The 12,272-nt window shown below is 69.0% G+C and carries 14 protein-coding genes; 9 read left to right on the forward strand and 5 right to left on the reverse strand.

The annotated features are described in order from the left end of the window. Positions 1–10: 10 nt before the first annotated feature. Positions 11–625: a VOC family protein gene (locus tag OG558_RS01850; protein WP_328518576.1), complete on the forward strand. Its 615-nt coding sequence runs from the start codon at positions 11–13 to the stop codon at positions 623–625. On the opposite strand, the gene OG558_RS01855 is transcribed toward OG558_RS01850, so the two are convergent. Beyond that, positions 622–1,584 (reverse strand): HpcH/HpaI aldolase/citrate lyase family protein, encoded by a 963-nt coding sequence (locus OG558_RS01855; protein ID WP_405068647.1) that lies wholly within the window; start codon positions 1,582–1,584, stop codon positions 622–624. The genes OG558_RS01850 and OG558_RS01855 overlap by 4 nt on opposite strands. Positions 1,585–1,685: 101 nt before the next feature. Here OG558_RS01855 and OG558_RS01860 point away from each other — a divergent pair, with 101 nt between their 5' ends. The 7 genes from OG558_RS01860 to OG558_RS01890 all read left to right on the forward strand — a co-directional run bounded on the left by OG558_RS01860 (position 1,686) and on the right by OG558_RS01890 (position 8,026). Beyond that, the gene (locus OG558_RS01860; RefSeq protein ID WP_405068648.1) at positions 1,686–2,213 is read left to right on the forward strand and encodes a hypothetical protein; all 528 of its coding nucleotides are present in this window, start codon (positions 1,686–1,688) and stop codon (positions 2,211–2,213) included. A gap of 110 nt (positions 2,214–2,323) precedes the next feature. Next, positions 2,324–3,601, forward strand: a complete 1,278-nt coding sequence (locus OG558_RS01865) for a magnesium transporter MgtE N-terminal domain-containing protein (RefSeq protein WP_405068649.1) — start codon at positions 2,324–2,326, stop codon at positions 3,599–3,601. Next, positions 3,591–4,124 carry a DUF1003 domain-containing protein gene (locus OG558_RS01870; protein WP_329481130.1) on the forward strand — a complete coding sequence of 178 codons (534 nt, stop codon included), beginning with the start codon at positions 3,591–3,593 and terminating at the stop codon, positions 4,122–4,124. Before OG558_RS01865 ends, OG558_RS01870 begins: the two co-directional genes overlap by 11 nt. 49 nt (positions 4,125–4,173) lie before the next feature. After that, positions 4,174–5,076 carry a zinc metalloprotease HtpX gene (htpX, locus tag OG558_RS01875; RefSeq protein WP_329481132.1) on the forward strand — a complete coding sequence of 301 codons (903 nt, stop codon included), beginning with the start codon at positions 4,174–4,176 and terminating at the stop codon, positions 5,074–5,076. A gap of 17 nt (positions 5,077–5,093) precedes the next feature. Beyond that, positions 5,094–5,657, forward strand: coding sequence for a PspA-associated protein PspAB (locus OG558_RS01880; protein WP_329481134.1), 564 nt, complete (start codon positions 5,094–5,096; stop codon positions 5,655–5,657). A 77-nt stretch (positions 5,658–5,734) separates the two neighbouring features. After that, positions 5,735–6,880, forward strand: a complete 1,146-nt coding sequence (locus OG558_RS01885; protein WP_405068650.1) for an Mrp/NBP35 family ATP-binding protein — start codon at positions 5,735–5,737, stop codon at positions 6,878–6,880. Positions 6,881–6,925: 45 nt separating this feature from the next. Further along, on the forward strand, positions 6,926–8,026 hold the full coding sequence (locus OG558_RS01890; RefSeq protein ID WP_405068651.1) for a GNAT family N-acetyltransferase: 1,101 nt from the start codon (positions 6,926–6,928) through the stop codon (positions 8,024–8,026). Here the strand turns inward: OG558_RS01890 and OG558_RS01895 are convergent. After that, a complete protein-coding gene (locus OG558_RS01895) occupies positions 8,000–8,611 on the reverse strand; it encodes a TetR family transcriptional regulator (RefSeq protein ID WP_329481141.1) in 612 nt (203 codons plus the stop codon). The genes OG558_RS01890 and OG558_RS01895 overlap by 27 nt on opposite strands. A 156-nt stretch (positions 8,612–8,767) precedes the next feature. Here OG558_RS01895 and OG558_RS01900 point away from each other — a divergent pair, with 156 nt between their 5' ends. Then, the gene (locus tag OG558_RS01900) at positions 8,768–9,187 is read left to right on the forward strand and encodes a hypothetical protein (RefSeq protein WP_405068652.1); all 420 of its coding nucleotides are present in this window, start codon (positions 8,768–8,770) and stop codon (positions 9,185–9,187) included. Between the two features lie 4 nt (positions 9,188–9,191). On the opposite strand, the gene OG558_RS01905 is transcribed toward OG558_RS01900, so the two are convergent. From OG558_RS01905 to OG558_RS01915, 3 genes are all read right to left on the reverse strand, one after another. After that, complete coding sequence (locus OG558_RS01905) at positions 9,192–9,530, reverse strand: sec-independent translocase (RefSeq protein WP_329481145.1); 339 nt, start codon at positions 9,528–9,530, stop codon at positions 9,192–9,194. 120 nt (positions 9,531–9,650) lie between these two features. Continuing rightward, on the reverse strand, positions 9,651–11,135 hold the full coding sequence (locus OG558_RS01910) for a trypsin-like peptidase domain-containing protein (RefSeq protein ID WP_405068653.1): 1,485 nt from the start codon (positions 11,133–11,135) through the stop codon (positions 9,651–9,653). Positions 11,136–11,215: 80 nt separating this feature from the next. Beyond that, the gene (locus OG558_RS01915; protein ID WP_405068654.1) at positions 11,216–12,271 is read right to left on the reverse strand and encodes a transcriptional regulator; all 1,056 of its coding nucleotides are present in this window, start codon (positions 12,269–12,271) and stop codon (positions 11,216–11,218) included. Between the last annotated feature and the right edge of the window lies 1 nt (position 12,272).

The following is a 12,272-nucleotide window of genomic DNA, read 5'->3' on the forward strand; positions in this document are numbered from 1 at the left end:
GCTTGAGGTCGTGGGTACACGTGGACGGCCGCGGCATCCCGACGTACTGACGCCCGCCGAGTGGCAGGTGGTGGACGCGGTGCGGCACGGGATGCCGAACCGGGAGATCGCGCGGCGGCGGGGAGTCAGCGTCGACGCGGTGAAGTTCCACGTCGCCAACGCGCTGATGAAGCTCGGCCTGGAGCGCCGGGCCGAGCTCCGGACCTGGCGCGGCGTACCCGCCGACAGCGCCCTGCGACGACAAGGAGTGCCGGACATGGCTGTGCAGCTAGGTGCGATCGGGCAGATCGCGCGCCCGGTGAGCGACATTCAGACCGCGGTCGACTTCTACGGGAAGGTCCTGGGGCTGCCGCATCTCTACACGTTCGGGGATCTGGCGTTCTTCGACTGCGGTGGGACGCGGTTGTTCCTCAGCGCCAACGACGGCCCGGCCGGCGACCCGTCGATCCTCTACTTCCAGGTGGACGACATCCAGACGGCGTACGACGAACTGCGCGGACGCGGCGTGGAGTTCGAGAACGCACCGCACCTGATCCACAAGCACGACAACGGGGTCGAGGAATGGATGGCGTTCTTCCCCGACCCCGACGGTCACCTGCTGGCGATCATGGCGCAGGTGGGTTAATCCGCCGGAGGCTGCCAGACATCCGTGCGGGTCATGCCGGCGGCGCGGCCCTTGGCGGAGATGACGAGCGCCATCTTGCGGGACGCCTCGTCGATCATCTCGTCGCCGAGCATCACCGCGCCGCGGGCGCCCCCGGCCGCGGAGGTGTAGTGGTCGTAGGCGTCGAGGATGTTCTCGGAGTGGTCGTAGTCCTCCTGGCGCGGGGAGTAGACCTCGTTGGCGGCGGCGATCTGGTCGGGGTGCAGGACCCACTTGCCGTCGAAGCCGAGCGCGGCCGATCGGCCGGCGACGCGGCGGAACCCGTCCACGTCCTTGATCTGCAGGTACGGACCGTCGATCGCCTGCTTCCCGTGCGCGCGAGCCGCCATCAGGATCTGCATCAGGATGTAGTGGTACGCGTCGCCGACGTCGTACCCGGGCGGCTGCTCGCCGACCACCAGCGACTTCATGTTGATCGACGCCATGAAGTCGGCCGGTCCGAAGATGATCGTCTCGACCCGCGGCGACGCGGTGGCGATCGCGTTCACGTTGATCAGGCCGAGCGCGTTCTCGATCTGCGCCTCGATGCCGATCCGGCCCGGCTCGTAGCCGTGCACCTTCTCCAACTGGGTCAGCAGCAGGTCGAGCGCGACCACCTGCTCGGCGGTCTGCACCTTCGGCAGCATGATGCAGTCCAGGTTCGCGCCCGCGCCGGCGACAACCTCGATCACGTCCGCGTAGGTCCACTCGGTGGTCCAGTCGTTCACCCGGACGACGCGGACCTTGCTCCCCCAGCCGCCCTCGTTCAGCGCGGCGACGATGTTCTTGCGCGCGTCCACCTTGGCGATCGGGGCGACCGAGTCCTCCAGATCGAGGAACACCTGGTCGGCATCGAGTCCCTTCGCCTTGGCCAGGAACCGCGGGTTCGACCCGGGAGTCGCCAGACACGACCGCCTGCTGCGCAAGACCTGCTCCGCCATCACCGTGTCCCTCTCGTCGGTTACTCACCGGTCACCGGCAGCGTACGGCGAAAGCCTCGCGCCGCGCCCGGTGACATCGCTCACTGTGACACCCTGGTGCCGTGACGAGCGAGGACGCTGTGACCGAGATCGCGGCCGTGATGAAGAAGGCCGGACTGGTCTGGCTGTCGTGGAACGGCGGCCGGCCGGCTCCCGCGTGGTTCGCCACGGTCGACGGCCAGTACGTCGTACTCGCGGACGCGGCCGACAGCGCCGAGCAGCCGCTGCCCGGACTGGCGACGGCCGGCTCGGCGGAGGTCGTCGTACCGGCCAAGCCGGCCACCAACCGGCTGGCGAGCTGGCAGGCGACGGTACGACGGCTGGACCCGGGCAGCGAGGAGTGGACGGCCGCGGCCCAGGTGCTGCGGACGGAGCGGCTGAACGCGGCCGGTCTGGACACTCAGCTCGAGCGCTGGAAGACCGAGGCCGACCTGCTCGTCCTGGAGCCGACCGGGGAGATCACCGAGGCAGCCGGACGGTACGACGACCGTCCGCGCGCCGAGGCACCAGTGGGCACGACGGCGACAACGAGGGGCAAGGCGCCGATCACTCTGCACCGCCGCATCCGCCGCCGCCCTCGCCTCAGCTGAGTTCAGGGCACGGCGGGTTAGCCTTCGAGCATGAACGAGCGCAGCGAGTTCATCATGAAGCACAGTGCGGCTTTCCGCTCATCCGCGCCCGCAGCGAAGCGAGGACGTGGATGAGCGGATCACCGTCGCGCGTCTACGTGGCCCGGCTGGCTGGTCTCCCGGTGTACGACCCGAACGGGGATCAGGTCGGCAAGGTCCGCGACGTCGTGGCGATGATGCGTCAGGGCAACCAACCGCCACGGGTGCTCGGGCTGGTGATCGAGGTGTTCACCAGGCGCCGGATCTTCCTGCCGATGACCCGGGTGACGTCTGTGGACGTCGGACACGTGGTCACGACCGGTCTGGTCAACATGCGGCGCTTCGAGCAGCGTCAGACCGAGGTGCTGGTGCTCGGCGAACTGCTGGACCGCACTGTCACCATCCGCGAGACCGGTACGACCGCAGTGGTGTTCGACATGGCCATGGAGCAGTGGCGGACCCGGGACTGGGTGCTGTCAAAGGTTGCGGTGCGGGAGGGCGCCAAACGGTTCCGGCGGCGCGGACAGACGCATGTGCTCGACTGGAGTGACGTGGATGGCTTCGCGCTGGTCGAGGAGGGTCAGGGCGCGATGCACATTCTGGCCGCGTTCGAGTCGATGAAGGCGGCCGACCTGGCCGGCGTACTGCACGACCTGTCCCCCAAGCGACGCAAGGAGATCGCGGCCGCGCTGAACGACGAGCGCCTGGCCGACGTACTGGAGGAGCTGCCCGACGACGACCAGGTGGAGATCCTGGCCGGTCTGGACACCGAGCGCGCCGCGGACGTGCTCGAGGAGATGTCACCGGACGACGCTGCCGACCTGATCGCCGAACTGCCGACGGAGACCGCGGAGCGGCTGCTGACGCTGATGGAGCCGGACGAAGCCGAGGACGTGCGGCGGCTGCTGACCTATGAGGAACGCACGGCCGGCGGACTGATGACCTCGGAGCCGGTCATCCTGTCGGCCGACGCCACCGTGGCGGATGCACTCGCCCATGTGCGGAACGCGGAGCTCAGTCCGGCGCTGGCCGCGATGATCTATGTCTGCAGGCCACCGCTGGAGACTCCGACCGGACGGTTCATCGGTGTCGGCCATATCCAGCGGCTGCTCCGCGAACGACCGTCCGAGCTGGTGACCGCCGTACTGGACACCGATCTGGACGGACTGCGGCCGGACGACAGCCTGACGGCGGTCAGCAAGTACCTGGCGACGTACAACCTGGTCGCGGCACCGGTGCTCGACGACGAGGGCCGGCTGCTCGGCGCGGTCACCGTCGACGACGTGCTCGACCATCTGCTGCCCGAGGACTGGCGCGACGAACCGGACCGTGAGCAAGAACAGCAGGAGGTGGACCACGATGCCCCGTGACGACCGTAGCTCCGACGACCGCCGCCTGCTCCGGAACACCAACCGCCTGGACATCCCCCGCGAGCTGCGCCGCACGATCGTCCGGCGCAACGCCTACGACGCGGATGCGTTCGGGCGGTTCGCGGAGCGGATCGCCCGCTTCCTCGGCACCGGGCGGTTCCTGGTCTACATGACCGCGACGATCCTGTTCTGGGTCGTGTGGAACATCTTCGCGCCGGCGAACTGGCGGTTCGACGAGTACCCGTTCATCTTCCTCACGCTGGCGCTCAGCCTGCAGGCGTCGTACGCCGCTCCGCTCATCCTGCTCGCGCAGAACCGGCAGGAGGCGCGCGACCGAGTCCAGTACGAGCGCGACCGCGACGTCGACGCCCGGACCCGCGCCGACATGGAGTTCCTGGCCCGGGAGATGGCGTCGCTGCGGATGGCCGTCGGCGAGGTGGCGACCCGGGACTTCCTCCGCTCCGAGCTCCGCTCGCTGCTGGCCGATCTGGACCTGAAGAGCCGCGAGGACGACCGGGTATGAGCCCTTCGGACCCGAGCTACGCTCGTTGTCAGGTGAGGAAGGACGTGGGATGAAGACTCGATTCGCGCCTGACCGTGGGCTGTCCAGCCGGATGATCATCACGAGCTTCTTGCTCGGCTTGCTGTACGTCGGTTTCGTGGCGCTGCTGATCGCGCTGACGAAGAGCGCCGTACTGGCGATCGTGATCGCGGGCGGCGCACTGTTCGCGCAGTACTGGTTCTCCGACCGGATCGCTCTGTATGCGATGCACGGACGGATCGTCACGCCGGAGGAGGCTCCGCAGCTGCATGGCGCGATCGACCGGCTGTGCGCGCTGGCCGACATGCCGAAGCCGCGGGTCGCCATCGCCGACGTCGACCTGCCGAACGCGTTCGCCACCGGCCGCAACCCGAACAAGGCGGTCGTCTGCGTGACGACCGGCATCATGCGCCGCCTGGACGCCGACGAACTGGAGGGCGTGCTGTCGCACGAGCTCTCGCACGTCGCGCACCGGGACGTCGCCGTGATGACGATCGCGTCGTTCCTCGGCGTGCTCGCCGGCCTGATCACCCGCTTCGGCCTGTACGGCGGCCTCGGCCGGGGCAACCGGGACCAGAACGCCGCGCTGGTCATGCTGACCATCATCGCGGTGTCGATCGCCGTCTACGCGATCTCGTTCGTGCTCACCCGGGCACTCTCGCGGTACCGCGAGCTCGCGGCGGACCGAGCCGGCGCCATGCTGACCGGGAGACCGTCCGCACTGGCGTCCGCGCTGACGAAGATCAGCGGGGACATCGCGCGGATACCGTCGCGGGACCTGCGGCAGGCGGAGGCGTTCAACGCGTTCTTCTTCGCGCCGGCGATCTCCGGCAAGGCCGGGAGCCTGTCGTCGCTGTTCTCCACGCACCCGCCGCTCGAGAAGCGACTCGACCGGCTCGGTGTGCTGTCGCGTGAGCTGGGCGAGCAGGCCTAGAGACATACCCTCGACCTATGGGCCTTCTCGACATCCTGCTCGGCCGGAGCAAAGCCGTCCCGCCGAACCTCGATCAGCTGTTCTCGCTTCCGTCGGCCGCGATCACCCTGGAGACCGCGGCCGGCTTCCGTCCGACCGGAAGCGGTTCGGTCTGCTTCAAGGCGGCCGAAGGCGGTGGCTTCTCGACGCTGCGCGAGGAGGTCGACAAACTGCTCGCCCTCGACGACGGCAAGTTCACCAGCCACACGGACTCCTACGGCTTCACGTGGCTGGTCCGCGAGACCACTCCCGACAACATCGAAGGCCTCGTCACCGACCTGCACGGCGTGAACACCTCCCTGGTCGACGCCGGCTTCGGCTCCGCCCTGCTCTGCACCCTGGTCGCCTTCACCAACGGCAGCCAGTCACTCGGCCTGGTCTACCTGTACAAACGCGGCTCCTGGTACCCGTTCGCCCCCACCGGCCAGGACCGCCGCGACAACGCCACCGAACTCCAGATCAAGTCCCTCCTGGCCACCGATCTCCGCCTCGAACAAGACCTGGCCCGCTGGTTCCCCGTCTACGGCGCCCCCGGCCTGTGAGGTAAGGGTTGCCTTCCTGGAGGTACGTCACACGGACCGTGGTCGGGCGGGTTCGGGGGAGCACGTAGCCTTGGGGTATGGCTCCCACTGCTGATCAGGTGACCACGGCGCTCGGTGGTGTGCTGGATCCGGAGATCAAAAAGCCGATCACCGATCTGGGCATGGTCGAGTCCGTCGTCGTGCGAGAAGACGGCGTGGTCGCCGTACGGATCCTGCTGACCGTCGCCGGCTGTCCGATGAAGGACACGCTCCGGCGCGACACCACGGCCGCGGTCAGCAAACTCGACGGCGTCACGGGGGTCGAGATCGACCTCGGCGTGATGTCGGCCGAGCAACGGGCGGCCCTGCAGACGCAGTTGCGGGGCGGCGTGGCGGAGAAGGAGATCCCGTTCTCCCGGCCGGACTCGCTGACCAAGGTGTTCGCGATCGCGTCCGGCAAGGGCGGCGTGGGCAAGTCATCGGTGACGGTCAACCTCGCGGTCGCGATGGCTCAGCAGGGACTCTCGGTCGGCGTCCTCGACGCGGACATCTACGGGCACTCGGTGCCGGCCATGTTCGGCGTCGCGGACGAGCGGCCGACCGCGGTGGACGACATGATCATGCCGGTGCCCGCGCACGGCGTGAAGGTGATCTCGATCGGCATGCTGAAGCCGAAGCGGGACCAGGTGGTCGCGTGGCGCGGCCCGATCCTGGACCGCGCGCTGGTGCAGATGCTGGCGGACGTGTACTGGGGCGACCTCGACGTACTCCTGCTCGACCTGCCGCCGGGCACCGGCGACATCGCCATCTCGGTCGGCCAGCGGCTGACCAGCGCCGAGGTGATTGTGGTGACGACGCCGCAGGAGGCCGCCGCCGAGGTTGCCGAGCGGGCCGGCACGATGGCGCAGATGGTGCACCAGCGGGTCGCGGGCGTGGTCGAGAACATGTCGTACCTGCCCTGCCCGCACTGTGGTCCCGAGCACCGGATCGAGATCTTCGGCTCCGGCGGCGGGACGCGGGTCGCGGAGACACTGACGGCGCGGCTTGGCTACAACATCCCCCTGCTCGGGGAGATCCCGCTGGACGAGCGCCTGCGCAGTGGTGGCGACCTGGGCAACCCGCTGGTCGCTACTGATCCGGAGGCCCCGGCAGCGCAGATCCTGGACCAGATCGCCGCGAAGCTCGGCGGCCGCCCCCGCGGCCTGCTCGGCCGCCAACTCGGCCTGTCCCCCGTCGGCCGCTGACCCTTGCCTGGTTGGTGAGACCCTGCGGGGTTGTTGACTGGCCGGGTGCCGATTCCTGCTGAGCATCCGGTCCTGACCGACGGCGTGGTCACGCTGCGGGCTCCCCGACCCGACGACCTACAAGGCCAGATCGACCGCCAACGCGAGGACCCGGGCCGCGGCTTCGACGAGGACGACGCGCGGCGCTGGATCGGCTACGGCATCGTCGAAGCCTGGGCGAAGCGCGAGCGGCTCCTCTTCATCGTCGAGTACAAGGGCCGGTACGCCGGTTCCGCCGCGCTGGAGCCGGACAGCGACGGCAACGCACGCATCCACTACAGCGTGTCGAAATGGGCTCGAGGCGCGGGCGTGGCGAGCCGGGCGGTGCGATTGCTGCTGGAGTTCGGCTTCACCACCTGCGGGTTTCACGTCGTGCACTGGTGGGCGCGGGTCGGCAACTGGCCGTCGCGGCGGGTCGCCTGGGCGACCGGGTTCCACCTCGGCGAGACGATCCCCGCGCTGGCCGAGGAAAGCGGCCGCCGGGTCGACGCCTGGACGGCCTGGATCGGGCCGAACGATCCCCGCAGGCCGCGACAGCCGTGGTACGAGCACCCGATCCTGGAGACACCACGGTTGCGGCTGCGCACCTGGCGTGCGGACGAGATCCCGCGGATCACGACCGCTCGCACCAACCAGGCGACTGCTCACTTCCTGCCGTTCATCCCGCAGCCGTTCACCGCGGAGGACGCGCGGTTCTGGTTGAAGGACATGGCCGAGCAGGCCGCCGCCGGCCGCAGGTTCAACTGGTGTGTGGCCGATGCCGAGACGGACCAGGGGCTGGGCAACCTCACCCTGTTCGGGATCCATCGCGACCAGGTGCGGGACGGCGAGCTCGGCTACTGGTTGCATCCCGACGCGCAGGGCCGGGGCGTGATGGCCGAGGCTGTCGCGCGGGTTGCGCAGTGGTACTTCGCCGCGGAGGACGCCGGCGGCTTCGGCGGTCGGAGGCTGTTCATCCGCACGGCCGCCAGCAACACAGCCGCCCGCCACACCGCCGAGAAGGCGGGCTTCCAACTGACCGGCACCGAACGCGAAGCCTTCCCCCTCTCCACCCACCTCGACGGCAAAGTCACCTACGACCTACTGGCCGCCGACCTCTCCGGCTGAAGACCAGATGGTGCGTAGGGGTGTCAGCCCGTCTTCGACATAGTCGGCGATCGGGTGGTCGCCGCCCTCGACGTACCACTGCTCCAGGGCGGCGAAGTAGCCGAAGACCAAAGCGTTGGCGGCCACGCGGGCCTGGGTCTCGGTGAACTCGCCGGTGCGCGCCATCAGAGGGGCGATGCGTTGGCCGGCGCGGTCCAGGGCGGCGCAGGCGGCCATCCGGACCGATGGCTCCTGGAAGAAGTAGCGCACCCGGCGCCAGGGGCTCCGCTCGGCCCGTGAAGTCTCACTGTCGTCGGGTGCCGCTTCGTACCTGAGCACGATCTGCACCAGGCTGCCGACGGGATCGTTGAGATCGAGGATCTCCTCCAGCGCCTCCTGGCTCATGTTGTCGAACTCGTCGGCGACCAGGATCCCCTCCTTGGTGCCGAAGTAGCGGTAGACCGACGACGGCGAGACCTCGGCCGCGGCGGCAATCTCCTCGATCGTGACCGCGGCGAAACCCCGCTCGTCGAACAGGTCGAGCGCGCACTCCTGGATGGTGCGCCGCGCCTTCACACGCCAGCGTTCCCGCAGTCCGGTAGCCATAGCGGCACCCTAAGAGACAGCCCCACGCTTCAGCAAGTCACTGTCTAAAACTCTTGACGTTGAGGGAGGCGCGTTCGTACAGTCACTGGCATGAGACAGTCACTATCTGAAAATCCCCGAGTTGACACGCAGACAAGAGGAGGCCGGCGTACGGCGTTGCTCGCCGTGGTGCTCTCGATCGTCCTGGCCGCAGCCGCGATCGCAGACCAGACCGGCAGCCGCACCCTCATCGACCACGCCACCACCGCCTACGCGTCGTACGGCAAGCGGCCGTCCGCGGGCCTGCTCTACGGCCTCGTGTACGGCGTTGCCGTGGTCGACGCGTTGCTGTGGTTGCTGGTGGTGGGCGTCGCCCGTGCGAACCGGCGGGTCGCCGCGACCCTGGGCGTGCTCGTCGTCCTGCTCACCGCAGGCCTCGCCGCGCTCCTGCTGGCGTCCTCCGAGTACGGAGTCCGCATCTTCCCGCCGCTCTGGGGCACTCTCGCGCTGCTACCAGCCGTCGCGGGCGTCGCCGCCGTCGCGCTGCTCTTCCGGCGCGATCAGGGCGTGTCTGCTGGACCATCAGACACGCCCTAGCCGGTCAGGTCGACTCGGGGTCGTACGGCGGCTTCTGGCCGGCCGGGAGGCGTTGCGGGGCGGAATCGCTGAAGTCGGCGACCGCCTTGTCGTCGAGGTCGTCGGAGCCCTCGAGCAGGTGCTTGCGGACGAAGTTCTTCGGGTTCAGGTCCTGCAGGTCGAGGTCGGCGAACTCCGGGCCGAGCTCGTTGCGCAGGTCGTTCTGCGCGGTGGTGACCATCTGGCGGACCTGACGCAACAGCCGGCCCGCGGTCCGGGCGAACTCCGGCAGCCGGTCCGGGCCGAAGACGAGTACGGCGACGATCGCGATCACGACCAGCTCCAGCGGCCCGATGCCGAACATGTCCCCACCTCTCTGTACATCGTCGTTCCAGCCCACATTCCCAACGCCGACAAGGGTATCCGCAGTCCGGTCACGCCGCCTGCCGGGTCAGCCTCACGCGTCTCGCCGTACCAGTGAAGCTCAGCCGATCTGCTGAGCCAAGGTGAGGTTCACCTGCCGGGCCTTCCCGCCGCGCTCGTAGATGATCCGGACGCTCTCTCCCGGCTGATGCGTCCGGATGGCGACGATCAGCACCTCGGCGGAGTCCACTGTCTGACTGTTGATCGACGTGATCACGTCACCGACCCGCAACCCGGCCTTCGCCGCCGGGGAACCCGCGCTCACCGCGCTCACCCGGGCCCCGCCTTCGAACGTCATGTCCACACTCGCCCCGATCACCGGGTACGACGCCTTGCCGGTCGCGATCAACTGCTGCGCGGTCCGCCGGGCCTGGTCGATCGGGATCGCGAACCCGAGCCCGATGTTCCCGCTCTGCTCCTCCGAACCACGCACGGTCGCGATCGCGGAGTTCACCCCGATCACCCGCGCGTTCATGTCGACCAGCGGGCCGCCGGAGTTGCCCGGGTTGATCGCCGCGTCGGTCTGCAGCGCGTTGATGTACGACGTCTGGTCCACGCTGTCGCCCGTGGTCACCGGGCGGTTCTTCGCCGAGATGATCCCCGAGGTGACCGTACCGGCCAACCCGAGCGGCGAGCCGATCGCGACCACGTCCTGCCCGACGATGGCCAGGTCCGACCGGCCGAACTGCACCGACGGCGCGTCCAGGCCGACAACCTGGACGACGGCCAGGTCGTACGCCGGCGACCGGCCGACCAGCCGTGCGGTCGAGTTCTTGCCGCTCTGGGTCACGACCTGGATCGAGCCGCCGCTCGCCGCGGCCGCGACGACGTGGTTGTTGGTCAGGATGTGCCCGAGGTTGTCGATCACGAACCCGGACCCGGTGGCATCGGAGCCGTCGGCGCCCTGGACCTTCAACTGGACGACACTCGGCAGCAGGGTGGCGGCGACCGCGGAGACGGATCCGGTCCGGATCTTCGGGTCGGTGCCGGTGCCGACCGGCGTGTTGGGCTGATCGGCGACCGGGGTGCCGTGGTTGTCGAGCGTGACGACGGTCGCGGCCGCACCGGCTCCGGCGATCACCCCGATCACCAGCGCGACCACCGCCGCGATGGTGATCACCCGGTTGGCCTTCGGCGGCGGGGCCGGCGTGTACGCACGGGCCTGCTGCTGGTGCCAGTCGAGCGGTGGCGGCGGTGTATACGTTGGCCGGTACGCCGGTTGCTGCGTCGGCCACGCCTGACCCGGGTACACCGGCCGGAAGGTCGGCTCCTGCGCTCGTACGTTCTGGGACAGCTCATCGCGTCCGGGTGGCTTGCCGAAGCTGCGCTGCGTCACGGAGCGTCCGTTGGTCTGCCGATACGCCGCGTCACTACCCGGCGGCGGGATCGGTGCGTTGCCCGCAGCCGGCGTCGGCGGCGTGAGTGCGGTCAGGGGTGATGAACCGGCAGGAGGACAGGCGGGGGGCGTGCCGTTGGTCGGCAGGATCGCGGTCGGCTCCGCGGTCGCGGGGTTCGGAACTGTCGGCTCGGCGTCGTCGCTGGTCACGGTCCCCGCCTCACGTCATCGTCGTGGTCGTCGGTCGGAGGCCCCTGCTCGGGGTGACCGAGAGGCACTTCCAGATTCGATTATCCCAGTTTCCCGGACAGAGCACCCATCGGAGTGAGCCAGGTCGCGATTTTGGCCAGCCCGGTGCCCATTCGCTGGATGGCGGTGAGCTTGACGGGCACGTCGTGCGGGAACGCGCGGACCACTTGGCCGAGCATGTCCGGCGGCAGATCCCCGATCAGCGTGTAGACGATTCCTCCGGACGACCAGACGACGTACGACGGCATCCCGTAGCGGAGGTAGACACCCGGGCTCTCGGTGTTGCTGAACCCGGTGACCGCGGCCGGATCCAGCGCTCCCCGCTGCTCGAAGAGCGAGACATTGAACAGCCCGTCGGAGTACGAGAACTGCAGTGACCCGTTACTGGTGTCCTTGTGGACGTCGTACAGCGTGAGCGACGCGGGCAGCTCCGGGGCGCAGACCCAGCCCGCGGAGCGCAGGTCGCCGACCTTGCCCATGCCCATCGACTCGACCCCGTTGGGCATCATCGGCGGCAGGTGCCCGAGGAACTCCGAGTCCTCGATCTCCAGCTCGGTGAACACCGTCGCCCGGACCATCGTAGTGCCGTCCACGCTGAACAGTTGCCGCTGCAGCAGCAGTCCGGTCGCCGTGTCGATCCAGAACCTGGCCGCCAGCGTCTGGTCGTCCCGCAAGGCCTCCACCAGTACGGCGGTCCGCCCGATGGTGTCCGTGCAGCACTTGTAGACGAGCTGGTACGTCGCCTGCAGCAGAGTCAGCGGTCCACCATCGATCGCCGCCCCCGTGGTGGTCGCGCGCTGCACGAACGCCTTGGCGCCTGGTGCGGACGACGAGCCGACCACGCTGATCTCGGAGCCCTGCGAGGCCGCGTGCACGATGTCGAGCATGGCCGAGCTCGCGCCGTGTGGTCCCCATGCGGTGATGATCTGCGTACCGTGGTACGAGATCCGGTTGGGCGCCGCGGCGGCCTTCTTGAGCCAGCTGATCGCCGTCGGCGAGTCCGCACGCGAGACACCAGGCGTCGCGAAGGCGGGCGTGGGCAGGCCGAAGCCGATCAGAGCTGTGCTGACCAGTACGGCGAGCCGGGAGAGGCTCACG

The organism is Kribbella sp. NBC_01510 (assembly GCF_045040325.1).
Taxonomy (GTDB): Bacteria; Actinomycetota; Actinomycetes; order Propionibacteriales; family Kribbellaceae; genus Kribbella.